General features: G+C 52.3%; 24 protein-coding genes and 1 pseudogene. 11 read left to right on the top strand and 14 right to left on the bottom strand.

Annotation, left to right across the window (positions count from 1 at the left end):
• Positions 1 to 32: 32 nt before the first annotated feature.
• The 3 genes from J2Z70_RS01980 to J2Z70_RS01990 all read right to left on the bottom strand — a co-directional run bounded on the left by J2Z70_RS01980 (position 33) and on the right by J2Z70_RS01990 (position 2,327).
• A complete protein-coding gene (locus tag J2Z70_RS01980; RefSeq protein WP_036722806.1) occupies positions 33 to 908 on the bottom strand; it encodes a phosphotransferase family protein in 876 nt (291 codons plus the stop codon).
• Between the two features lie 314 nt (positions 909 to 1,222).
• Positions 1,223 to 1,705 (bottom strand): DinB family protein, encoded by a 483-nt coding sequence (locus J2Z70_RS01985; RefSeq protein ID WP_209868777.1) that lies wholly within the window; start codon positions 1,703 to 1,705, stop codon positions 1,223 to 1,225.
• A gap of 76 nt (positions 1,706 to 1,781) precedes the next feature.
• Positions 1,782 to 2,327 carry a hypothetical protein gene (locus J2Z70_RS01990; protein ID WP_209868779.1) on the bottom strand — a complete coding sequence of 182 codons (546 nt, stop codon included), beginning with the start codon at positions 2,325 to 2,327 and terminating at the stop codon, positions 1,782 to 1,784.
• 119 nt (positions 2,328 to 2,446) lie between these two features.
• On the opposite strand from J2Z70_RS01990, the gene J2Z70_RS01995 reads away from it, so the two are divergent.
• Positions 2,447 to 3,361 carry a phosphatidate cytidylyltransferase gene (locus J2Z70_RS01995; protein ID WP_209868781.1) on the top strand — a complete coding sequence of 305 codons (915 nt, stop codon included), beginning with the start codon at positions 2,447 to 2,449 and terminating at the stop codon, positions 3,359 to 3,361.
• 408 nt (positions 3,362 to 3,769) lie between these two features.
• Here the strand turns inward: J2Z70_RS01995 and J2Z70_RS02000 are convergent, their stop codons facing one another.
• Genes J2Z70_RS02000 through J2Z70_RS02010 form a run of 3 tightly spaced genes read right to left on the bottom strand, consistent with a single transcriptional unit; the run spans position 3,770 to position 7,430 of the window.
• On the bottom strand, positions 3,770 to 5,983 hold the full coding sequence (locus J2Z70_RS02000; RefSeq protein WP_209868783.1) for a carbohydrate-binding domain-containing protein: 2,214 nt from the start codon (positions 5,981 to 5,983) through the stop codon (positions 3,770 to 3,772).
• Between the two features lie 27 nt (positions 5,984 to 6,010).
• Positions 6,011 to 6,694, bottom strand: coding sequence for a DUF4956 domain-containing protein (locus J2Z70_RS02005; RefSeq protein WP_209868785.1), 684 nt, complete (start codon positions 6,692 to 6,694; stop codon positions 6,011 to 6,013).
• Positions 6,687 to 7,430 carry a polyphosphate polymerase domain-containing protein gene (locus J2Z70_RS02010; RefSeq protein WP_209868787.1) on the bottom strand — a complete coding sequence of 248 codons (744 nt, stop codon included), beginning with the start codon at positions 7,428 to 7,430 and terminating at the stop codon, positions 6,687 to 6,689. The genes J2Z70_RS02005 and J2Z70_RS02010 overlap by 8 nt, the downstream gene beginning before the upstream one ends.
• 165 nt (positions 7,431 to 7,595) lie before the next feature.
• On the opposite strand from J2Z70_RS02010, the gene J2Z70_RS02015 reads away from it, so the two are divergent.
• From J2Z70_RS02015 to J2Z70_RS02025, 3 genes are all read left to right on the top strand, one after another.
• A complete protein-coding gene (locus tag J2Z70_RS02015) occupies positions 7,596 to 8,273 on the top strand; it encodes a response regulator transcription factor (RefSeq protein WP_036722818.1) in 678 nt (225 codons plus the stop codon).
• Positions 8,273 to 9,556 carry a sensor histidine kinase gene (locus J2Z70_RS02020; RefSeq protein WP_209868789.1) on the top strand — a complete coding sequence of 428 codons (1,284 nt, stop codon included), beginning with the start codon at positions 8,273 to 8,275 and terminating at the stop codon, positions 9,554 to 9,556. Before J2Z70_RS02015 ends, J2Z70_RS02020 begins: the two co-directional genes overlap by 1 nt.
• 206 nt (positions 9,557 to 9,762) lie before the next feature.
• The gene (locus J2Z70_RS02025) at positions 9,763 to 10,410 is read left to right on the top strand and encodes a Vat family streptogramin A O-acetyltransferase (protein ID WP_209868791.1); all 648 of its coding nucleotides are present in this window, start codon (positions 9,763 to 9,765) and stop codon (positions 10,408 to 10,410) included.
• Between the two features lie 68 nt (positions 10,411 to 10,478).
• On the opposite strand, the gene J2Z70_RS02030 is transcribed toward J2Z70_RS02025, so the two are convergent.
• Positions 10,479 to 11,546 (bottom strand): polysaccharide deacetylase family protein, encoded by a 1,068-nt coding sequence (locus J2Z70_RS02030; RefSeq protein ID WP_209868793.1) that lies wholly within the window; start codon positions 11,544 to 11,546, stop codon positions 10,479 to 10,481.
• A 570-nt stretch (positions 11,547 to 12,116) separates the two neighbouring features.
• On the opposite strand from J2Z70_RS02030, the gene J2Z70_RS02035 reads away from it, so the two are divergent.
• Positions 12,117 to 13,742 carry a cellulase family glycosylhydrolase gene (locus tag J2Z70_RS02035; protein ID WP_245367902.1) on the top strand — a complete coding sequence of 542 codons (1,626 nt, stop codon included), beginning with the start codon at positions 12,117 to 12,119 and terminating at the stop codon, positions 13,740 to 13,742.
• A 138-nt stretch (positions 13,743 to 13,880) separates the two neighbouring features.
• Here the strand turns inward: J2Z70_RS02035 and J2Z70_RS02040 are convergent, their stop codons facing one another.
• The gene (locus tag J2Z70_RS02040) at positions 13,881 to 14,465 is read right to left on the bottom strand and encodes a TetR/AcrR family transcriptional regulator (RefSeq protein ID WP_209868797.1); all 585 of its coding nucleotides are present in this window, start codon (positions 14,463 to 14,465) and stop codon (positions 13,881 to 13,883) included.
• Positions 14,466 to 14,683: 218 nt separating this feature from the next.
• Here J2Z70_RS02040 and J2Z70_RS02045 point away from each other — a divergent pair, with 218 nt between their 5' ends.
• Complete coding sequence (locus J2Z70_RS02045) at positions 14,684 to 15,793, top strand: NADH:flavin oxidoreductase (RefSeq protein ID WP_209868799.1); 1,110 nt, start codon at positions 14,684 to 14,686, stop codon at positions 15,791 to 15,793.
• Positions 15,794 to 15,904: 111 nt separating this feature from the next.
• Here J2Z70_RS02045 and J2Z70_RS02050 read toward each other — a convergent pair whose 3' ends face one another.
• Positions 15,905 to 16,651: a nucleotidyltransferase family protein gene (locus J2Z70_RS02050; RefSeq protein WP_209868800.1), complete on the bottom strand. Its 747-nt coding sequence runs from the start codon at positions 16,649 to 16,651 to the stop codon at positions 15,905 to 15,907.
• Positions 16,648 to 17,343, bottom strand: a complete 696-nt coding sequence (locus J2Z70_RS02055) for a TetR/AcrR family transcriptional regulator (protein WP_209868802.1) — start codon at positions 17,341 to 17,343, stop codon at positions 16,648 to 16,650. The genes J2Z70_RS02050 and J2Z70_RS02055 overlap by 4 nt, the downstream gene beginning before the upstream one ends.
• A 316-nt stretch (positions 17,344 to 17,659) precedes the next feature.
• Here J2Z70_RS02055 and J2Z70_RS02060 point away from each other — a divergent pair, with 316 nt between their 5' ends.
• Complete coding sequence (locus tag J2Z70_RS02060) at positions 17,660 to 18,469, top strand: SDR family NAD(P)-dependent oxidoreductase (RefSeq protein WP_036722833.1); 810 nt, start codon at positions 17,660 to 17,662, stop codon at positions 18,467 to 18,469.
• Between the two features lie 122 nt (positions 18,470 to 18,591).
• Here the strand turns inward: J2Z70_RS02060 and J2Z70_RS02065 are convergent, their stop codons facing one another.
• The 3 genes from J2Z70_RS02065 to J2Z70_RS33820 all read right to left on the bottom strand — a co-directional run bounded on the left by J2Z70_RS02065 (position 18,592) and on the right by J2Z70_RS33820 (position 19,893).
• On the bottom strand, positions 18,592 to 18,963 hold the full coding sequence (locus J2Z70_RS02065; protein ID WP_209868804.1) for a RidA family protein: 372 nt from the start codon (positions 18,961 to 18,963) through the stop codon (positions 18,592 to 18,594).
• An 80-nt stretch (positions 18,964 to 19,043) separates the two neighbouring features.
• Positions 19,044 to 19,382: a hypothetical protein gene (locus J2Z70_RS33815; protein ID WP_342592975.1), complete on the bottom strand. Its 339-nt coding sequence runs from the start codon at positions 19,380 to 19,382 to the stop codon at positions 19,044 to 19,046.
• Between the two features lie 10 nt (positions 19,383 to 19,392).
• On the bottom strand, positions 19,393 to 19,893 hold the full coding sequence (locus tag J2Z70_RS33820) for a hypothetical protein (RefSeq protein WP_342592976.1): 501 nt from the start codon (positions 19,891 to 19,893) through the stop codon (positions 19,393 to 19,395).
• A 165-nt stretch (positions 19,894 to 20,058) separates the two neighbouring features.
• Between J2Z70_RS33820 and J2Z70_RS02075 the strand changes: the two genes are divergently transcribed.
• From J2Z70_RS02075 to J2Z70_RS02090, 4 genes and pseudogenes are all read left to right on the top strand, one after another.
• Entirely contained in the window at positions 20,059 to 20,409 is a 351-nt protein-coding gene (locus J2Z70_RS02075) for a helix-turn-helix domain-containing protein (RefSeq protein ID WP_036722837.1), read from the top strand.
• A 31-nt stretch (positions 20,410 to 20,440) separates the two neighbouring features.
• Positions 20,441 to 20,800 (top strand): helix-turn-helix domain-containing protein, encoded by a 360-nt coding sequence (locus J2Z70_RS02080; protein ID WP_209868805.1) that lies wholly within the window; start codon positions 20,441 to 20,443, stop codon positions 20,798 to 20,800.
• Between the two features lie 12 nt (positions 20,801 to 20,812).
• Complete coding sequence (locus J2Z70_RS02085; protein ID WP_209868807.1) at positions 20,813 to 21,160, top strand: helix-turn-helix domain-containing protein; 348 nt, start codon at positions 20,813 to 20,815, stop codon at positions 21,158 to 21,160.
• Between the two features lie 19 nt (positions 21,161 to 21,179).
• A pseudogene (locus J2Z70_RS02090) lies at positions 21,180 to 21,312 on the top strand (helix-turn-helix domain-containing protein); the annotation flags it as partial.
• Between the two features lie 464 nt (positions 21,313 to 21,776).
• Here the strand turns inward: J2Z70_RS02090 and J2Z70_RS02095 are convergent.
• On the bottom strand, positions 21,777 to 22,703 hold the full coding sequence (locus J2Z70_RS02095; protein WP_209868809.1) for a stalk domain-containing protein: 927 nt from the start codon (positions 22,701 to 22,703) through the stop codon (positions 21,777 to 21,779).
• Positions 22,704 to 22,813: the final 110 nt, after the last annotated feature.

The raw sequence follows: 22,813 nt of genomic DNA on the forward strand, positions 1-22,813 counted from the left end.
CAGAATACAGTCATCCGGGAGAAGCCTCTTCCTTAGCTGATTCCGTGCAGCTCTGCGAAGTCCTCACCGAGTGTCCATTCCAGACGTCTGACCCATTCACGCTGCACCTCCTTGGGCGCGATCTGCAGGCGGTGCAGGATATTCCATACCCTGTACAGACTCGCCGCCTTCATCTGCTGCGGCGTGAAGGATAACGGGTTAACAGACAGATAGCCCTGCATGAAGGCAGTATTGAGCAGCACGGATTGTACGGGATAATGGTGCTTCGTGAACCAGCAGACCCAGGCTACATCATTCAGCGGGCTGCCCCATTCCGCCCATTCCCAGTCCAGCACATGCAGCAGATCATCGGCTTCACAGAGCAGATTATGTACTCCGTAATCGCCATGGGTCAGGACCCACGGAAGCTCCCCGGCCTCCGCCGCAGACAGAAAGTGAAGCGACTGTCTGCCGAGAGCGGCGGGAACGAATTCCAGCTTCTGAACCACCTGACTCAGTGCAGACCTGTTGCTGAGCCGGATCTCTGTCTCTTGCGGCTGATAAGGGCGGGAATGAATCTGGGCAGCCAGCAGCTGCCCCATTCTGCTGTAGATCCGCTCGGCTCTTGTCCAGTCCCTGGCATCCAGAACGGACTGGGCGTTCCCGCCCTGCATGCAGTCCATGATGATGATGCGCTTCCCGTCCATCTCTGTCACCTCATGCACCACCGGGGTATCACAGCTTCCCTGCACCAGCCGCATTACATGAACCTCATTGAGCGTATCTTTATTGGACAGATTTGTTATTTTGGCTACAAGCGGCGGCTCGGCCCCCGCCATCAGATAGGTTAGATTCGTATATCCCCCTGTCAGCCGTTCCAGCCGGCAGGCATATCTTGCTTCCAGACCTCTGATGATGTTCTCAATCATGATATGAATCCCTCTCTTTTCCCTTCAGTAGACCCTATGCCAAGTGGAAACGACTTTGCCATCCCTTTAGGGACGGCACCGTTTCAGCGAGAAATAGAAGGATAAGTTATCGTGTGCAACATATAAATCCTTATATTTCAAGAATATCACATGCTCCATTTCATTACAGATTAAGCTATTCTGCACAAGCAGATCTATGCTGCGGCCCTCACTGTACGTATGACAAAGAGACCGGCGGGAGAATCCCGGCCAGTCTGCTTGAGCCATGCCTCATAGCGGTCTCCTGCACAGCCAATGCCTGCCCTGGAAGGGGCTTATGCTTGTGGCCTGGACGGGACGTACAGCTTGTGGATCAACACCATTTGACCTATATGATAGGCATTATGAGTTGCCGCATTGCTGATGATCTCCCACCATGCAGCCGGTACCGGGAACCCGTTCACCTGCTCCTCCAGCCCTTCCTCAGACAGCAGGCTCTGCCAGTTCAAGAGCGCCTGCAGCAGCCTTCCGCTCAGCTCACTAAACGCAATATCTGCCGGAAGCCTGAAGCTGAGGTTATTATCCTTAACCGGAGGCACAGCGTCCATATGCCCCTTGCGGTACCGGCTCTGCCAGGCTTCATTCCAGTACAGCAAATGCTGGGTAAGCTCAGCTATGCTGCTGACTCCTTCACCGGGCTTCCAGAACGCTTCCTCCTCGGTCACGTTCTCCACAGCCTGCATATAGGGAAGATGCCAGCTGGGGTCGTTGGCCCCGGCCAGCAATTGATTGGCAAGCACATCCTTGGCATGAACCATTGCCTCACTCTCCTCTTCTTCGCATTCATTTATATTTGAAGTGAAGTCCCCTTCCCTACCGGGAACGAGGACTTCTCTACCTGCTGGAGGGCTTGTATTCGCTCAGCTTGCCGTAATAGACCAGATGCAGCCGGTCGCTCTGCCGGAAGTCATCCGGGGTGACGAGCGCAGGCAGCTTGTTCCACAGCTTAATGCCGGAGCGCTCCAGAATCTCGGCAACGAACTGCGAGCAGAAATACGAGTTGCTGAACTCCACCGGCTCCTTCAGTGCAATGCCGATGACACCGAGGATGTTGTAAAGATACTTCTGGCGGCTGCGGATGAAGACCTGGAGCACCCGCTTCATTTTCTCAACCTCACGGTCCGTGACCTGAAGCTCGTAGATGACGCAGGTCGTCTCCGGGTATTTGCTGTAGGTGCCTGTGCGGATATCCTCCTTCACGAACCCGCCGTTCAGCGGATTGGCCGGATGCTTCCTTCCAAAGCTATATAGCTCTGAGAGCTCCCGGTTAAACGAGATCGACGCATGGTTATACGGCGCTTTGGTATAGCCCTGAATGAGCTTCGTGAACAGCGTTCCCGTATTGGTGAGCATGATGTACACCGATGGATCTGCTGACATTTACAATATTTCCCCTTATCAAGTCGGTTGTTTTGCTTCATAATAAGCTGGACGCTCTGTCTATTTTAGCATAAAATTCCTATATTGAAATGATACCCCGAGACAAGTTGGTGATTGTAATGAACCGTTCTTTATTCACACTAGTTCTGATCTTTGCAGCTCTATCGGTGATCCATGTGCTGTATCTTGTAGTCAGCAAATTACAGAAGGACAAAGATTATACCGGAATAGGCTTCCGTATCAAAACTTGGTGGGGCATGCTGTTCATCTTCTGCCTGGCTACCCTGTCCAATTCTGTCGTGTCCCTGCTGTCCCTGATGGTCCTGAGCTTCTTCGCCCTCAAGGAATACTTCTCCATGATCCGCACCCGAAAAGCAGACCGCAGGCTGTTCCTCTGGGCTTATCTGTCCATTCCGCTGCAATTCTACTGGATCTACATCGAATGGTACGGGATGTTCATTATCTTCATTCCAGTCTATGTGTTCCTGCTGCTGCCGATTCCCCGGCTGATTAACAAGGGAACACTCGGCTTCCTGCGCGGTGTCAGCGCGGTGCAGTGGGGACTGATGCTGATGGTCTTCGGGCTTAGCCATCTGGCCTATTTCCAGTTCGCCACGCCGGAATACGGCGCAGGGCTGGTTCTCTTCCTGGTGGTGCTGACCCAGCTCAATGATGCCGTGCATTATCTGGCCTCGCTCTACATCGGCAAGCACCGGATCGTCCCGACCGCGAATCCCCATCTGACCTGGGAGGGCTTCATCTGCGCTTTCGCGGTGACGACAGCCGTCTCTTACCTGATCTATTCTCATCTTACACCGCTGAATCCGGCCTTTGGCTATCTCTCCGGTATGCTGATCAGTCTCAGCGGCTTCTTCGGCAGCCTGACAGTCTCCGTCCTGAAGCGGGATCTGCTGATCGGGGACGATGACAAATTCGCTGCCCTTAAGCAAAGCTATCTGAGCCGCGTAGACAGTCTTGCCTACACCGCACCGGTATTCTTCCATGTCATCCGCTACTATTTCGACTTCATGTAGCCGCTGATCGCAATCGTTATCGCCTCCAGACAAGTAGTATGGGATTACCTGCGCGCCAGCACAATGTATGCTGTTTTTCACATACATTTGGTCCATGCACCTGCGTAGTAGCCAAAATGTATGCTGTTTTTCGCATACATTGAGCCCATGCACCTGCGTGGTAGCCCAATGTATGCTGTTTTTCACATACATTTGGTCCATGCGCCTGCGTGGTAGGCCAATGTATGCTGTTTTTCACATACATTTGGTCCATGCACCTGCGTAGTAGCCCAATGTATGCTGTTTTTCGCATACATTGAGGCCACAATTAAAGAGCACTTATCACAACAGAAGTAAATGATAATATCCTAGACAAGTACAAAAACAGAGACTATCCGCTAATGGATAGTCTCTGCTCTGCTGGACCGCTTAATTCGTGCTTGTACCTGCACTGTCTGGAACTGTAGTGCCTGCATCGGCTGGCTTCGTGGTGCCTGCATCGGCTGGCTTCGTAGTACCAGCGTCCGTAGGCGGCGTTCCTCCTGTTCCGCCTGGTCCGCCTCCGGCTCTGTTGCCTCTGCCGCCGCCGAAGCCTCCGCCTCCCGGCCCGCCCATCCCGCTTCCGCCTGTGGTTACACCCGATGCATTCACCCAAGTCACCGTACTGGTGATGTCAAAAGCAACGAATTTGCTGCCCCCGCTGTACGTCCCGCCGGTATACAGTCCATCCGCAGCTGTTCCAGTTGAGCTGCCTCCGGTATAGACGGTATAAGAGCCGTCCGTAAGCTCTGGAGCGCTGACCACTACGGTCTGGAAGCTCTTCGCCGGAGCGAAGGTCAGAATGGCCTTCCCTTCAGCGTCTTCCAGGTGAACCATCGTTCCGGCCTGTTGAGTAGCTGCGAACTCCACGCTTACCGAATACTGGCCGGAGTCCTCTCCCGGAGCCTGTGCCATGCCGGAAGCGCCTGCGGCTACCAGGAATCCGCCTGTGATGTTGAAGGCTCCGTCATAATCCAAGGCGCCGTTGCCCGAGTTCTCGGGGCCATTCACAATAACGGTGCCTCCGGTCATAGTCACCGAGCCGTTGGAGTCCAGGCCATCGCCTGCGGCATCTACAATCAAGGTGCCGCCGCTGATGGTCAGCAGGTTGCTGCCGGTGCTGCTGAACGAATCCTGAGCCTGCGTTCCTGCTGCCGTATTAGTATCGTTACCTCCGGCCACATTTACGCCATCGTCTGTAGCTGTCACATGGATCTCACCGCCGGATATGGTGATGTCCGCCCCTTCTATCCCTTCATAGCTCCGCGTAATATTGACGGTGCCGCCCGATATCGAGACCAGAGCATCGGCGTGAATCCCGTCATCCCCTGTAGCGATCTGGAATTCCCCATCCGTTACAGAGAGGCTGCTGTTGCTGTGCAGCGCATCATCTGCGGCATCCACTGTGAAGCTTCCGCCGTTCACCGTCAGGTCGCCGCCTGCCTTAATCCCTTTGGCGCTGACGGATTCTGTCTCCTCCGCTGCTGTGGTGTCCGTCTCCGCCGCTGCTGCGGTGCCGCTCTCCGCTGCTTGGGGCTGGTCAGCAGCCGGCGCAGCATCCATCGCAGGCAGCGTACCCCCTTCTTCCCCGGGAGCAGGGAAGGCTCCACCCTCCGGACGCTGGCCGAAGCCGCCGCCCATTCCCGGGCCTCCCTGATCGCCGGTCTTCACTTCGGCATTCGCATAGCCGCCGCCAGTCACCAGTGTATACGTCCCGCCGTCGATGACAGCAGCGGTCTCCGCCTGAATCCCGTCATTACCGGCCGTAATGTCGAAGGTTCCGGCGGCAATAGCGATGAAGCCCTTGGCGGCATCCTTGTCATTCGTTGATTTGATGCCGTCGCCTTCTGCATGAATTGTAATACTACCGTCCTGTATAGCTACCAGGTCCTTACCGACAATACCGTCATCTGCTGCCTGCACTTCGATGGTGCCGGACATGATTTTCAGATCATCCTTGCCGGTGATGCCGTCGTTATAGTTGCCGGTTACCGTCAGCTTGCCGGTGCCGTTAACCGTCAGGTCTGCTTTGCTGAAGACCGCCGCGCTTGGCTCATCCTCAGCCCCGTCTCCGAATACATAGGCGGCTCCATCCGTCACACTGTTATCCGTCCCTTCCTGCAAGGTGATGACCACTTTGCCGGCTTCCTTGATGTAGACCGGAGCATTATCGCTGTCCGTCAGATGAGCGCCATTCAGCACCAGCCTTACGGTCCCTTTGGCCTGCTCATCTACGATAATCTGGCCGTCACTCAGTGTGCCGCTAAGCACATAAGTGCCTGCTTCCGTAATGGTTACTGTGCCTTCTTGCGCTGTGGCGCCTGCACCGTCTACCACAGCAGCAGTGCCAGCCAGAGTTATAGCAGTCGAATCTGCTGCCGTCCAGGCGGTTACAGCATCCTCTTCCTCCCAAGTCACAAGATCCGCCGCCTTCACACTTGCCAGCTGCACAGCGGCAGAGGAACTGTTCTGCACAGCCGCAACTGATATACCCGCGTTGTTACTTGTATCTGATGGCGTAGCAGCTTTTGCACTGCATGCCGACATGACTGCGGCGCATAGCAGCACCAGTCCTATTTTACCAGCTGTTAATCTGTTCTTCATCAGTCATCATTCCCTTCCTGTAGCGGATTAGTATTCATTCATGACAGGTGCCATGGTTAGTGAGAGATCGAGGTTCCCGTTACGTGTGCGGATGGCGTCCAGCAGCTCCTTCTGGCTCGTCTGCTCATCAATCGTTACTGCGTAGACCAGCTCATACAGGCTGCCCAGCTCCGTGGTTCTGATCTTCTTCAGCTCGTAGGCGACATTGAAGGTATTGAAGACCTCCGCGAAGGCCTCCTCATAGCCCAGGTTCTCAGGGATCGTTACCTTCAGTGTCTTGTGCATCGACTTCTTAAGTCCAAAGCCTGTACGGTTAAGCACGACCATCAGAGCGCAGAGGATAAGGGTGAAAAAGACCGCGTAACCAAAGGCCCCTACCCCGCAGGCCAGCCCGGAGGCCATGGTGAACAGGACAAAAGTGATATCCTTCGGATCGCCGGGGGCGCTGCGGAACCGGATGATCGAGAAGGCGCCCGCCAGGCTGAAGGCCCGGGCCACATTGCTGCCAATGAGCAGAATAATGATAGCAACAATCACCGGCAGCAGAACCATGGTCAGTGTGAAGCTCTGCGAGTATCCGGCGGGGCTCGTCTTCATGTAGGTGAAGCTGATCAGCCCGCCGAGGATAATGGCGATGACGATGGTTAAGGCAGCATTCGTGAACGTTAGTTCCGAAGTAGACTCCGCTACGGCAAAAATCGAATCAAGCATATAGAACACTCTCTCTTTCTGATTGGCTGTTTCGCAGCATCTTTTTATATTCGTTGCCGTATTTGGAGAAGCTGGTGCGGTACATCTGATGCTCCGACAGCATCCTGGCCAGCCAGACCGGTATGGTCTTCTCGGCCTTCACTTCCATCAGCCATTGCTCCGGCTCCAGCAGCTCCTCGCCATAGACGCCGTGCTCCATCTTCAGATCATACCGGCGGCAGCGGATGTTGGTGTCGAAGGTGATGCGCAGGTCCCTGTTATTTTTACAGAACATGGCTTTGCGGTCATAGGACAAATACAGCTTCGGCTCCAGCTCATAGCGGGTCAGCAAGTACTTGATCTCCCCGATCACCTGCTTGTTCATATAGCTCTCGAATTCAGGCTGTCTGCCGCTCTCGATGAACGCATAGGCCTCTTTCAGCGTCAGTGAGGTTCTCCTCTTGTTGACCAGACCCAGCACCTTCTTCTTGATCTCCAGATAGACTCTGGTGTCGCCTTCAGGAATGCCGTAGGCTCTGATGCGGAGCTTCTCCTTGTATTTCGGCTTCGCCAGGCTGCTGCGGATCAGTGAATTCTGAGGGGTGTCGTAGTACAGATTGGTGATAGAATAAAATTCGTGCTGCTTGTTGTAAGCATCGGGCTCCATATATTCCAGCAGTTCGTAATAGAGCTTCAGATAAGATTCGTGGTCGAACAGATACTTGTTCTCGTAGCGGTTGAAGACCTCGATCGCCATAGGGTTCAGATCCTTTCGGGTGAGTATTGGGTGCGCTTGCTTATGAATGTATCTTAGCCCCCGAACCTTTAATGAATCTTAAATGGATTAAGGTTGATTAAAGGTACCCTTGATATAATGGCACCAGCAGCAAGTACATTACTTAGGAAGAGGATGAGCCATCCCATGAGAATATTAATTGTAGAAGACGAGGTCCATCTGGCGGAGGCCCTAACCCAAATCCTCAAAAAACACAATTATTCGGTAGACGCGGTGCATGACGGCAGAGCCGGTCTCGATTATGCGCAGAGCGGGATCTATGACCTGCTGCTGCTGGATATTATGATGCCGGAGCTGGATGGAATCAGCGTGCTGAAGGAGCTGCGCAGGGACGGAGTCTCCACACCGGTCATTATGCTTACCGCAAAAGGGGAGATCACCGATATGGTGACCGGACTCGATCATGGTGCAGACGATTATATCGCCAAGCCGTTCGCTTCGGAGGAGCTGCTGGCCCGTATCCGGGCTGCGCTGCGGCGTAAGGGCGAGGTGATTCCTGACGATGCCCTGAAGTTCGGGGATCTGGAGCTGAATACCGCCAACCCGAAGCTGACGGTGAAGGGACGGGAGATGAAGCTAAATCTCAAGGAGACGGAGCTGCTGGAGCTGCTGATCCTAAGGAAGCAGGCGGTCACCTCGAAGGAGCAGATCATTGAGAAGCTGTGGGGGTTCGATTCTGATGCGGAGCATAACAACGTGGAGGTCTATATTTCTTTTTTGCGTAAAAAGCTGGCCTTCCTGAACTCGGAGGTGCGCATCAGCACGATTAGGGGCGTAGGGTACGTGCTGGAGGGGAGTGCCTGATGTTCAATAAACTCCGAACCCGGTTCCTGATTGTCAATCTGGTCACCATCTCCATCATCATGCTGGTGGCCTTCGCCGCCATCTACATCTTCACGTACCGCAATGTGCAGGGAGACATCTATATGGCGCTCCACCGGATTGCGGACATGCAGCAGCGGGGTCCGGGAGATGGACAAAGTCCGCCTGGGGCAGGAGGCGGCGGGGGCAGAGGGACAATGCCCATGGATAAGGGGCCGATCGACCCTTACCAGCCGGAGCGCTCCGTCTCCTTCACGGTGCAGACCGATGCCAGCGGCACGATGACCGGCAAAGAATCGAAGTTCACGATGGACGATGACCTCTATAGCGCCGCGTTGAAGGAGGCTCTTAGCCTGGGCAAGGACACCGGCCGGTTCACGATGGACGGCAGCCGCTGGATCTTCATGGTCAAGCCGGCAAGCAGCGGGAAGCAGTTTGTCTTCATGGACATCACGGCCCAGCAGCAGATCCTGACGAACCTGATCTATACCTTCGCGGCTGTCGGCCTGCTGACGCTGGTCATCCTCTACTTCACCAGCCGCTACTTTGCGGGGCGCTCGATTGCGCCGGTGCGGGAGGCTTTTGACAAGCAGAAGCAGTTCATTGCCGACGCCTCCCATGAGCTGAAGACGCCGCTGACGATTATTAACACCAACGCGGATGTACTGCTGGCGAACAGTGAGGATACGATCCGCAATCAGGCAAAATGGCTGCAGTATATCAAGTCCGAAACCGAGCGGATGAACCGGCTGGTGGGCGATTTGCTGTACCTGACGGAGATGGATGACGCCCGGACCGCGAAGCTCCACAGCAGGTTCAACATGAGCGAAGCGGTAGAGAATATTATTCTGACCATGGAGGCCGTTCTCTTCGAGAAGAATATCTCCTTCGACTATGACATCCAGCCGGAGCTTACCGTGCCGGGCAACAGCGAGCAGATCAAGCAGGTGGTAATGATTCTGCTGGATAACGCTGTGAAATATACGAATCCTAAGGGCGCTGTCCATATCTCCCTTCATAAGCAGAACAGCGATGTCCTTCTCTCCGTCTCGAATACAGGGGAAGGCATCGCTGCGGAGCATCTGGCGCGGATTTTTGACCGCTTTTACCGTACGGATACCTCCAGAGCACGCAAGCAGGGCGGCTACGGGCTGGGTCTGGCTATTGCCAGGTCCATTGTGGACCAGCATCAAGGAAGGATTTACGTAAAAAGTGTGGTTGGAGCGTCCACGACGTTCTATGTACAACTGCCCAGAATGGCGTAAAGTCTATAAGTCCATAAACCAGCCACTTCCTTACGGGAAGCGTGTTGATTTATGGACTATCCTTAAAGGTAGGGGTTCCTTGTTAACCCCGCTGCCGGCATTGTGCACTCTTCTGCCTCCGCCCCGCTGGTGCGGGCCGGGTCTTCAGCGGCACTGTCGTCTGTCTTCAGCAATCTACCACTTCATGTGAGAAAGGTGTGATCCTATTGCATGCTACAGGACCAAATCCCAATGACATCCATCCGAATCCACAGATCAAGCAAGTCCGTTTCATCAAAAATACGCTGACCCGCTCCAACATCATCGCCGGAGACTTCTCCTACTATGATGATCCTGACGAGTCGGTATCCTTCGAGAGCCGTGTTACCCATCACTATGAGTTCATCGGGGACAAGCTGATGATCGGCAAGTTCTGCGCCATCGCCCGCGGCACCGAATTCATTATGAACGGTGCCAACCACCGGATGGGCTCGGTGACCACCTATCCCTTCAACATTATGGGCGGCGGCTGGGAGCTGGCAACGCCTGAGCTGGCGGACCTGCCCTACAAAGGCGATACTGTCATCGGAAACGATGTCTGGATCGGCCAGAATGCCACCATTATGCCGGGCGTGACGATTGGTGACGGCGCGATCATCGCCGCCAATGCTACCGTCACCAAGGATGTTCCTGCATACCATATTGCCGGGGGCAATCCTGCCCGGATTCTGCGGCAGCGCTTCGATGACGAGCTCATCGCCCTGCTGCTGGAGCTGAAGTGGTGGGACTGGAGTCCAGAGAAGATCACCGCCCATCTGGAGGCGCTGTGCAGCAGTGATCTGGAGCAGATCCGGGCTCTGGCAGGCCGAAGCTGAACCAGAATAAGGGGGTGCCCGTCAGCCATGCGATAGCTGGCTGAGGCACCCCCTTCAATGTTGTAGCTTTAATTGATTTCCAGATAATCAAGATAAGCATCCCAAGTCCCGTCATCGGCGGTAACCACCAGCTCAATCACCTGATTGCCGGTTCCATGGCTGACATTGCTGATCGTATAGACCGCAGGGCTGCTTCCGCCATAGTAGAAGGTCCCCTTCGTCACCCCGCCGATCTTGAGGTCCACCCTGGCCATATTGGCGTTATTGGAGGCCCCGCGCAGGGAGAAATTATGGGTGCCGCTGGTGAAATTCTGGGTGTACTTCACGGAATCATTGTTTGCATACAGAGCGACTCCGGTGAACGGGGAACTGATATTCGAGGTGTATTGACCGGCCTTGGTCATGTTCTCCGCCTCTACCTTTGTTACAGCGGGACCAGGACCATTGCCGCCGTCAGGCGCAACCGCCCTGCCCGTGCTTGGCGAGATCATGCCTGAGCATAGGCCGCGGTTCTTGAGATTCTGTGCAATCTGCGGTACTGCCTGGAGTGTGGTCTGGTATTGGTCATGCATCAGGATGACATCCCCATTCTTCATCGTGCCCACAGCGGCCACGATCTGGGCGGTTCCCGCTCCGTTCCAGTCTTGGGAGTCCACGTTCCAGAGTATTTCGGTAAGGCCGTTCTGGGCCTCGATGGACTTGAGAGTCGCGTTAGTCGCCCCGTACGGCGGACGGAACAGCTTCGGAGCTGTGCCGGTAATGGATTGCAGCGTCTGCTGGGTGTTCGTAATCTCCGATGTAATCTGGGAGGTACCCACCTGGGTCAGATTCGCATGCGACCAGGAATGGTTGCCAATCCACATCCCTGCGTTCTTCTGGGCCAGGACGAGCGAAGGATTGTTCTGCGCATTCTGCCCGACATTGAAGAACGTGGCGCGCAGGCCATTCTGCTGCAAGGCATTCAGCAGGTTCGTCGTGTTGCTTGGATTCGGCCCGTCATCATACGTTAGAGCTACATAGCCGGCCGTGCAATCGGCGGCAAACACCTTCTCCCCGCCCGCTGCAAGAGACCCCATAAATAAAGACACGACAAGCGACCCGATAGCTGCCCATTGTATTGCTTTGCTTCTAAACATTCTTTTAATCTCCTCTCGGCTTGAATATTTTCCTGACTGTACCCGTTAAGGCTGTAACTGTATGTATACGCTCCGATGAAGTCAAACGCTTACATTAGTAATTATAACAATTATTCCCTTTTTAAGCTAGATGTGATTCTTGTAATTTGTGCTAAACAATTGGAAAAATGTATCTTAAATTAGCGGTTTGGGAGAGATGTACGGTAATAAGTGGATTTACAACACCTATCGCTTACTCTTTTTGCTGCTTTGGGTTAATCGGGAAGATTTAAGTGCTGTTTATCCAACTGCTATTGTCACAGAGGGGATTCGCTGACCAGCAAGTGTACTTAATCCAACTGCTATCTCGATCCCCATAGCCACCAAGTTTATATCATAAGTGCATTGGTGCATATAGAGTGACTCCAGCGGCAGGTCTATCCTACTTTATTCAAAAAAATTTCCATAATTTAGACCCGTCCGGGATGAATAGGTTTTCATTTTACCCGTATGATATAAAGTTCGACTTTATCATGAATCATATTACGAGGAGGAAGATGAATGACCTTTGGTTTCAGGACACTGGGGACAATGCTTTTAGCTTTAACACTGCTTGCAGGTACAGCCGCTATTGCCGGACAGCCGGTGAAGGCTGAGGGGGCAGCGAAGCTTTTTTATCACACCTCGGGCAGCCGGATTGTAGATTCGCAGGGGAACCCGGCCGTGTTCAACGGACTCAACTGGTTTGGATTCGAGACGCCGAACTATTCCCCGCACGGATTATGGTCGCGTTCCATGGATGATGTGCTCGATCAGGTCCGCGCAGAAGGGTACAACTTGATTCGCCTGCCGTTCAGCAGTCAAATGTTCGATCCGGCTTCCCAGGCCAACAGCATTGATTATGCCAAAAACCCGGACCTGGCCGGTCTGACTCCCATCGAAATTATGGATACCTTAATCGAAAAAGCCGGCCAGCGCGGCATTCAAATCTTCCTGGACCGGCACCGTCCCGATTCCGGCGGGCAGTCGACGCTCTGGTATACCGCTGCATATCCTGAATCCCGCTGGATCAGTGACTGGGTGATGCTGGCTGCACGGTATGCGAATAATCCTACGGTAATCGGTGCCGACCTGCATAATGAGCCTCATGGCCCGGCAAGCTGGGGGACCGGTGATCTCAGCACAGACTGGCGGCTCGCGGCCCAGCGGGCTGGGAATGCCATCCTTGCGGTGAATCCGCACTGGCTGATCATCGTCGAAGGGATCGAGCAGAATGTGCAGGGTAACACAAGCAAGTACTGGTGGGGCGGCAACCTTACTGGGGTGCGGAATTATCCGGTAACGCTTACCGTGCCGAATCAAGTGGTGTATTCTCCGCATGATTACGGTCCCGGGGTGGCGGAGCAACCGTGGTTCAGCGATCCGGCTTTTCCGGCGAACCTGCCTGCTATATGGGATCAGACCTGGGGTTATATCAGCAAAGAGAACATTGCCCCTCTAATCATGGGTGAATTCGGAGGCCGCAGCGTGGACACCCTCTCGGTTGAAGGGAAGTGGCAGAATAAACTAGTCGATTACATCGGCACGAATGATCTCTACTGGACCTACTGGACACTGAACCCCAACAGCGGGGATACCGGCGGTCTGCTGCAGGATGACTGGGCAACCTGGAACCGGCCGAAGCAGCTCATGCTGAACCGGATTATGAAGACGGTCACCTTCCCTCCTATTGAACAACCTGGAGGCCCCGGGACAGGACCTGTAACCGCCACTCCGCTCTACCGCAGTGATGAGACCGGCAACAACGTGGGCTCCATCCGGGCAAGTCTTCAGCTGAAGAGTACTTCCACCGTCCCTGTCCCGCTCAGCCAATTCACAATCCGTTACTGGTTCACCCAGGACGGCAGCTCCGCGCATACCATGGAGATTGACTATGCCGTCGTCGGCAAAAATAATATCCAGACCACCATCGTCCCGCTCACGGTTCCGGTCCCGAACGCTGATGCCTACGCTGAAATCTCCTTCAAGGACGGGGCAGGCAGCCTGGCAGCTTCCGGCTCGACCGGAGAGATCCAGTTCCGTATTCACAAGGATAACTATGCGAATTATAGCCAGGCCAACGATTACTCCTTCCGGCCGCTGCTGACCAGCTTCACGGCCAATGACCGGATCACTGTATACCATAATGGAACGCTGATCTATGGCGTAGAGCCGTAAACAAGCGGAAACGGCTACGAGGCTGTCCCAAAAGCAGGTTTTCTACGGCGGAAGACATTTCTCTTCATTCTTAAAACCACAAAAAGTGAGCAGAGCAGCGATTCCCCCATTCGGAGGATCGCTGCTCTGCGTGTTTGGTCATTGGGGGCTCATGGGAAACCCGCCCGTGATCAGCGGCATTACCCGCTCCGCCAGTTCGGAGGAAGACTCTGATCTTCCCTCCAGATTCCAGCGGTAGGTTACGCCATATAAGGACCAGCTTAGCAGGGTGGCGGCAGTTGCAAGCGGCTTCGAATCTGTAGCCGCAGCTGATCCGGAGATCAGCTGCAGGATAAGTTTCTCGAGATGCAGCTTAATATTCTCCTCAAGCAAGAGAGCTACAGAATCATATCTTTTGAAACAGCGGTGGCTGTTTTCATGATAATTACATAATGCTACTATCAGCTCTTGAAGGGTTTTCTCAGTCAACGGTCCTTTTGCATCGACTTTATGGAGGACCATATTCGTAAAGGCATCTAACAAAAAGGCTTCGAACAGCGCATATTTATCCTGGAAATGTGCATAAAAGGTGGTCCTGTTAATCGTAGCTGCTTTGGTAATGTCGCCGACGGTTATCGAGTTGAAGTCCATGATATTCAATTGCCGGACGAAGGCATCCAGAATTAATTGACGGGTCCGAATCACCCGCGGGTCGTTCGGATTGGGGGGATGTATGCCAGCCATCCAAAGAGCGCCCCTTTCAGAAGAGATTATAATCCTCTTAATTATAAACATGTGCTCTGTACACAACAAATAGGATCTGCCAATACCACAGTTTTTCCGGCTTTTAGCTTAAGCAACAACTTGGGCAGTTTGTTGGTTGAAGGGAGGATTGGAGCTTGTTACTATTGCATTCATACCCCGCTTTGAGAATAATCATTCAACTACAGGAGGCGTTAACCATGGCTAAACAACAGGAGCAAATCCATTCACTGGAGACCTTATTTGAACCGTACACGGTTCAACAATTAACTATACCCAACCGGATTGTAATGTCACCGATGGCGCGTGCTTTTTCACCGGAGGGAGTACCGGGTGAGGATATGGCAGCGTATTACCGCCGCCGTGCTGAGAATGGGGTGGGGCTAATCATCACCGTTGGTATGATTGACCATCCGGCAGCAAGCAGTGATCCGGGACTGGCTAATCTCTTTGGTGAGGCCGCTCTGAACGGCTGGCGTGAAGTCGTTAGACAGGTTCATGAGGCCGGCGGTATCATTTTTCCGCAGTTGGCACATATGGGAATGATTCGGCCCATGGGTTCCCAGCCTCACCCGGATGCACCATCAATCGGACCATCAGGACTCGACATGCAGGGGAACAAGATAAGCGAGCCGATGACAGAAGAAGAAATTGCCGGGGTCATTCAGGCCTATGCCGATGCGGCAGTGAATGTACAGCAAGCTGGCTTCGACGGAATAGAGCTCTCCGGCGGTCACGGCTTGTTGATTGACCAGTTCTTCTGGGAAATAACCAATCAGCGGACGGACCGCTATGGCGGCGATTTCCTGAAGCGTACCCGGTTTGCAGCCGAAGTTATCCAGGCCGTCCGCGCTGTAGTCGGACCGGATTATCCGATTTCCATCCGGTTGTCCCAGTGGAAGATGGCGGATTACACGGCGAAGCTGGTGGATACACCGGAGCAGCTGGAGCAATTCCTGGATGTGCTGGTACAGGCAGGGGTGGATATTTTCCACATCTCGACCCGCAGGTTCTGGGACCCGGAATTCGCGGGCTCGAAGCTGGGTCTCGCCGGATGGGTGAAGAAGCTTACCGGGAAGCCGACGATTGCCGTTGGTTCCGTAGGCATGGACAATGATCCCGCTGAAGGCGGGGATGCAGACCATCAAGGGATGGAGGAGCTGCTGAAGCGGCTGGACCACCAGGAGTTCGATCTGGTAGCGGTTGGACGCGCACTTCTGGGTGATCCGGCATGGGCGAAGAAAATCCGTGAGGGCAGGTTGGAGGAAATTCAAGCCTTTACTCCAGAGGCGGCGGCCCAGTTGTACTGAATCATAGATAATCTCCAAGAACCGCTCTACTACCCTTTCTCTGCCAAATAAAACGCACGGGAATGAGAAATTCTCTCTGTATCCGTGCGTTTTTTTGATTTTTAACCCAGGTCACTCTGCCTGTTCCCCCAGCCTGGCCCGCATCTCCGCATAGGCCTCCGGGGTGCCGACATCCTCTATCGTACCCTCCGTATAGTAGGCCCGCAGCTCCTGACGGGAATGCAGCCATTCGGGAAAATAACTCGGCGCATCCGGGTTGCCCCCCTCAGCCAGATAACGGGAGAACAGCGGCAGCGTAGACCGTTTGTAGATGTACAGCGCGAATACGCCAATGTTCGAACGCGGCGCCTGCGGCTTTTCCTCAAGCGACAAGACCCGATTCTGCGAATCCAGCTCAGCCACACCGATACTGCGCAGCTCTGCCGGATCATCTACCGTCCGCACCAGAATACAGTCGGTATTCACCTTGTGAAAATAATCCAAATACCCCGCAAGGCCAAAGCCCAGCACATTATCGCCTGCCAGCACCAGCAGATCCTCCTGCGGCTGCTCCCGCTCCAGCACAAACTGGATATCGCCAATCGCGCCTAACCGGCCCTCAGGAGAAGAAGTGCCATCGTTCAGCACCCGAACCGGCTTCAAGCCCTGATACTGCTGCTGCCACTGTTCAAAAGCATGAAAAAAGCGGTCATTCGTCACAATGAGAATCTCCGAGATCTCCTCCAGCACCTCCAGACGGGCGGCCAGCAGATCCAGAATTGTCTTGTTCCCTTGCACCGGCAGCAGCGGCTTGGGCGTGTCTAGCGTTAACGGATACAGGCGGGTCGCATACCCCGCAGCTAAGATTAATGCGATCATCTTCGATCCGCTCCTCTGTCCGGTGTAGATGCTGCGAATAAGGCTCTGGACAGCAGAACCATGGTTTGTTTGTATACGGTATGGGCGGCATCGGCATCGCCAAGGAACCCGCCCATATACAGGTGAATTACACCGTGCAGCGATGACCATATGGCGGCGACAAGAGCCCCGGTCTCTTCCTGGTCCGAAATCAGTCCCTGCTGCTGGGCGGTAATGATTAGAACTTGTAATTGGCGTATGGCGGTCAGTGTTCCCTGCATACTCTCCGCATCCGGCTTGAACTCGGCAAAAGCTCCTCCAAACATCAGCTTGTAGTAGCTGCTGTGCTCTTGTCCGAACTGCCAGAAGGCTTCGCCTAGATCCAGCAAATGCTGCAAGAGATCAGATGAAACCGGCACTTCTTCAAACCGCTGGGCCAGTATTTTGCAGCCCTCCAGATATAATTGCTGGGCCAAACCCTCTTTATTGACGAACAAACTATAGATGATTTTGGTGGAACAGCCCATCCTTTGCGATACTTTACGGACAGTAACGGCCTCCGGCCCCTCTTCCTGGAGAATGGCAGCGGCCGCATCCACCACAAGCTTACGGAGATTCTCCGTATTTTGCAGACGGGCTTCCTGATATGTTTTTAATACCCGCCCCGTGGAGGGTGCAGGTTTGTCTTCGCTACGGATAAGAATCACCTTCATTCGGTTATCATGTTATTAACCAGCAACAGAGTTGCCGGGTTCTAACAGGAATTCTAAACATTTGAACATAGGTTGTCAATTGAACCCTCATGCGAAAAAAACAGATTGACACAGCAGTATTCTTTTGGTTACTATGATTCATATAAGAAACAGTGTTACCAATTGTGTTAACGCCGCCGAACACGGACGTATACGGCTGAGAAAGAACTTATGCCACTACGAACGAACTTATGCCCTCTAGGATCGGTCATATTTTTTTCGCAATTCGGTAACGTTGTTTCCATTATAAAACACCGTTGTAGAAGGAGCAAAAACTATGAATATTAAAGGAAAATGGTCGTTAATCACCGGAGCCTCTTCGGGAATCGGCGAACAGTTCGCCAGACAACTCGCCAAGAAAGGCAGCCATCTGGTGCTTGTAGCCAGATCCAAAGGCAAACTGGATGCGCTCGCAGCCGAATTGACCCGAAGCCATGGAATACAGTGTCGGGTAATTCCCCAGGATCTATCGCTTCAAGGTGCTGCCGGAGAGCTGTATCAGACCTGCCAGCAGCTAGGCCTGAGCATCGATCTCCTAATTAACAATGCGGGCTTCGCCACCCACGGACTGTTCGAGCAGGTCTCTGGGGAGCGCCAGCATGATGAGGTGATGCTGAACGTCGCCGCTGTAGTGGATATGACTCATTTATTCCTTCCCGCAATGCTCCACAATGGGTCAGGCGCCGTTATCAATGTCTCGTCTACGGCAGGCTTTCAGCCGCTGCCTTATATGGCCGTCTATGGGGCGACCAAAGCTTTTGTCTTGTCCTTTACCGATGCCCTCTACTGGGAGAATCGTGATCGCGGTGTGCAATTCTTCGCCCTGTGCCCAGGCTCAACAGAGACGGATTTCTTCAACGTAGTGGGTACGGAGGATGCTTCCGTCGGCGGCGCGAAGGACTCGCCTGAGCGGGTAGTGGCAATTACACTGCGCGCTATGGCCCGAGGAAAACAGTACATTGTCCCCGGATTCCGCAATTACCTGGGCGCCCAGATCTCCCGCTTCATGACCCGCAGACAAAGCCTGCGGCTGGTCGGCAGCATGCTTCGCCCTGCCCCGAAGGAGCATAATGGACAGCCGTCATAATCCTGAAGGAACATTGTATGGTATCACCGCTGCCCTAAGTCATGTATCCAGCCGCAACTTTTAGGCAACCCAAACAGCAGCTCATCCCGGCAGGAGGGCTGCTCTTGGGGTTGGAATTACCGCTACGTACGTGGACGGTACGCTACACCGTCGATCTGGACCTTCAGTCCATCCGGGCCGCCCACATGCGCGAACTCGGTGGAGATCGTTTTGCGGGCAGGGTACTTGCCTTCGAATCTGCGCTTGAACACCTCTTCCATAACCGGAATATCCCACACATCCCGCAGCAGAATGTCCACCTTCACCACATCAGTTAGGGTAAGACCTACCTGACCCAGACGACCGCTCATATCATTCAGCGCACCGTCCACCTGCTCCTCCACTGTCCCGCCAACATTACCTACACAGAAGCTCAGGAAAATGAAGTCCCCCGCCTCTACAAAACCGGAGTATGCATATTCCTCATTCACATCATGTCTAACGATCTCGCCCATTCTGGTTCTTGTCTCCTTTTTACCTGAGATAAACCCAGTATAGCAGGAAAAAATATACATCTGTATGACATAATTTGACCTTAGACTCCAAAACGCGTAGTTTCAGGAAGCTCCAAAGCAGCCTGCTCCAGACACTCTGCCAGTACCTCACGGTACCGCCGTTCCTCTTCTACCGTCACTTTCCCACGCAGCAATTCGAATAGTGCAAGACAGCGCTTGAAATTCCCATCATGTCCGGACTGGTGGGCCAGCCTTAAAGATTGCATCGTCCAGTCCAGCGCCTCGGGGAGTCTGACCGCCCGTTTATGATAGAGAGCCAAATAATAACAATAGTTGAAATAATGCGAGAGATTGCCTGCATCCTCGTAGTCCCCAAATCCGGCGCTCTGCTCCGCGAATGTATGCAGCAGATCGTCCACATCTAACCTATTACTGCACCGCAGCCTGCACAATAGTTCCTAACCCCGGCAACAACTCTTCAGGATTATCCTGCAAGAACTGAGTATACCCCTCCAGAAACTCCGTCCTGCCAGACAAAATCTCCACGATATACAGGTTAACACATGCCAAACCTCTGAACTCCTCGGCAATTGCCTCCCCTTCTACCCCCAAGTCCTCCATCCAGCCAAGCTCGGCATAGCGGTATATCGTCTCTCTAGCCTCGTCATACTTCCGCTGCTTCTGATAGGCAATGCCCTGCATCAGGTGACTGAACCCGAAGTAATACACAAGCGGACGCTGCGTGTCCACAAGTGGTACCGGAAGCCCTTTAGCCTTGTGATACTGCCGTTCCTCATAGATACACTGCGCATAGCTGTACAGAATACCTGACGTATTCAGCATCTTGTCCCAATCCTCTAAGCGATACGCCATGTCCAGCATTTCAACGATAATGTCCGGATGAAGTAATTTCAGGATAGAAGGGCGCATGGGTGGGGCCTCCTTTATTATCCATTTTAAGTTAATTGTATAGCTGAATGTACATTTGGTCAATACAATTAGTACTTTTAAGTACAATTTAATATTCATTAAGTTTGAGTTTAGTTATCTGTAATGGTTAGCGCGCCTCTTCTAACCTTAAGTGGAGGTGATACCATGAATTTACCAGAAAGTGTAGGAAATCGGATACGTGAACTCAGAAAGGCCAAAGGATGGACACAAGAGCAACTAGCTGAGGCAGCGTCACTGCACTACAGTTACATAGGTGGTGTTGAACGGGGAGACCGTAACATTTCTTTGGAGACACTGGAGAAAATAATAGCTGCCTTCCAAGTTCCAGCAATAGAAATTTTTCGCTTTGAGGATGAAAGTGACCGCCGCAAGGTGTTAGATGAACATATGATTTTGATTAGTGATAGGAGTATTGAAGAAATAGTTGCCCTCACTAAAATAAATCGGGAAGTGATTGTTACACTAGATATCTCTGGAAGAAAGGATACTAACTAAATTAAGCCTTACTTCTAAGAGGTGAGCCAAGATGCCAGACGAGTCCAAAACAGAGCTTGTAAAAAGAATCGGAGAACGCATTCGAAGATTACGCAAAGAAATGAACCTCTCGCAAGAGCAACTTGCAGAACGGTCAGGTCTACATACCAATTATGTGGGTCAAATTGAACGCGGAGAAAAGAACCTCACGCTTGAAACTTTGGAGAAGGTCGTTACTGGGTTAAACATATCGCTAGAGGAACTGTTCCGCTATATTGGACCCATGGAGCAAAAGGATGCTCTTAGTCAGATTATAGAGTTGCTGGTTGAGCGCCCCTCAGAAGATCATAAAATGGCACTTAGTATACTAAAATCGGTTTTAGAGTGGGAAGAGAAGAAAAATGACCTTTGAGAACGCTACGCTATGACAGACTTACGAAATACGGTCGGAGACCGAATGCGCGCTATAAGGAAGGCCCAAGGATTAACACAACAGCAATTAGCCGAGCTATCCAACTTGGACGATGCGTACATAGGAGCAGTTGAGCGTGGAGAACGTAATTTTTCTATTGATACACTGGAGAAGATCGTAACCGCATTACAAATTCAACCCGGCGAGTTATTTCTCCATTCTCAGGGTCTTAACGAGACTGAAGCTGCGCAGCGGAAAGCCCTTGATGAATATGCGGTTATTGTCAGCGGGTTGAGCGTGAAGCAAATCAGCACTTTGCAGAGGATTGTTGGCGAGGTAAAAGGAGCTTTTGAGGCATAAGGATTCCTGAGGTGATCCCATGAATCTACCAGAAAGTGTAGGAGCTCGGATACGCGAGCTTAGAAAAGCAAAAGGATGGACCCAGGAACAGCTGGCGGAAGCTGCATCACTTCACTATAGCTATATTAGGTGGGGTTGAACGAGGAGACCGTAAACAGATGAGTCCCAATTACGCTTGTAAAAGAACCGGAGAGTGTATATCTTACATTCTCCGGAGTAACGACAATCCCAGAACTGAAAACTTTTAAATAGAATCTAATTAACAAGTATTTAGTTTAAGGTCCGCAAATGGTGAAACAAGTTGAATTCTCAAAACAATCCTTAGTCCAATTATCAATCTCTGACACTAATTGCTGAGTCAATGCTGATTTTGAAGAATACACAATTTGTCTGATGATCTGCCAATCGGAGCTGCTTACTTCTGTTGGGCCATAATAGTTAAAATCCCCTAATGAATGAATTAAGACCTCAACCAGCCCTGTCTCCCCTAAACATTCTTCTGTTATAAATATTGAGCTATCCAACCAGTGAGACTTAATCAAGCGACCTTGCATCAGTTCAAATACGTCGTGTCCAGTCAGTTCATTCTTTGTTAAGGTCAGCTTAGGGTTACACATCATTGTTCCTCTGGAATATCCACAATAATATAGTTTTCCTTCAGCTTAGGCTGAGGAACCTCGGCTTCTTTATAAATAACCTCATTCCAATTCTCCTTATTAATCAAACCATACCCCGTGGAAGTAATATGAGGCATCCAGCGAAAGCTTGCGAAGGTCGTAGCTGTAAAATCCGGTAAGGAACCATCCTGCTGCGTAAAAGAGCGGCCTATGAAATAAAGGTTCTCTTGCTTGCCGGCCTTGTCGCCAGTGAAAGCCTGCCACTTAAGGTAAGCTGTGTTCTTCGTCAACTGATAATAACGGATTACATTATTGTTGACCTCGATGAACCGGTCCTTTGTAGTTGCCGGAAAATAATATTGGAGACTGGCGGTTTCCAGAGAGGGTTCAAAGTCCTCCTTGAGCTGTGAAACTCTGGGAAGATTAATCGCAGCATTTCTTGCCGTGCTTAACTCGCTGCTCTTCACATCAGCCAACAATTTCGCGCTTGGTTTTGACACAAATGCCGTTTGGGTGTCTGGATTCCAAATTACTGAACCGTCCAACGCTTCGGCAACAAAACGTAAAGGGATCATGGTTTTGCCATTATGAATAAATGGAGCAGCGCTTAAGGAAACGGAGGCTCCATTTTTCAGTGCTGTTGTATTATTTATGGTCAACTGCAGACTTGTGCCGCTCCCCTTCACGGTCACTTGCTTCGTCGCATTATTCCAGGCAAACGTTAACCCGCCTAAGCTTTGGAGTGAAGTCAGGCTAAAAAATACCTGATTCTTCTTGTTAAGAATGTCTTTGGCCTCTAAATCGTTATTATTCACAACTACTTGTGTTCCTTTGGGACTCTTGCCTGCTGCAGACGCCTTATGTGCTACCGGTGCCAGAAGCGCAGCACATAGAACAATAGATGAACATAGGATCAACTTCCTCATCATACAACCTCCTGAATTTTACATTCTATATATGAGAGACGCAAAAAAATCCAAAAAGTTCCTCGAAAATACCCTTATAACAATACGGGACCGCCCTATAATACAGGCAG

Origin of the sequence: Paenibacillus silagei (assembly GCF_017874735.1) — a bacterium.
GTDB classification, from domain to species: Bacteria; Bacillota; Bacilli; order Paenibacillales; family Paenibacillaceae; genus Paenibacillus_AQ; species Paenibacillus_AQ silagei.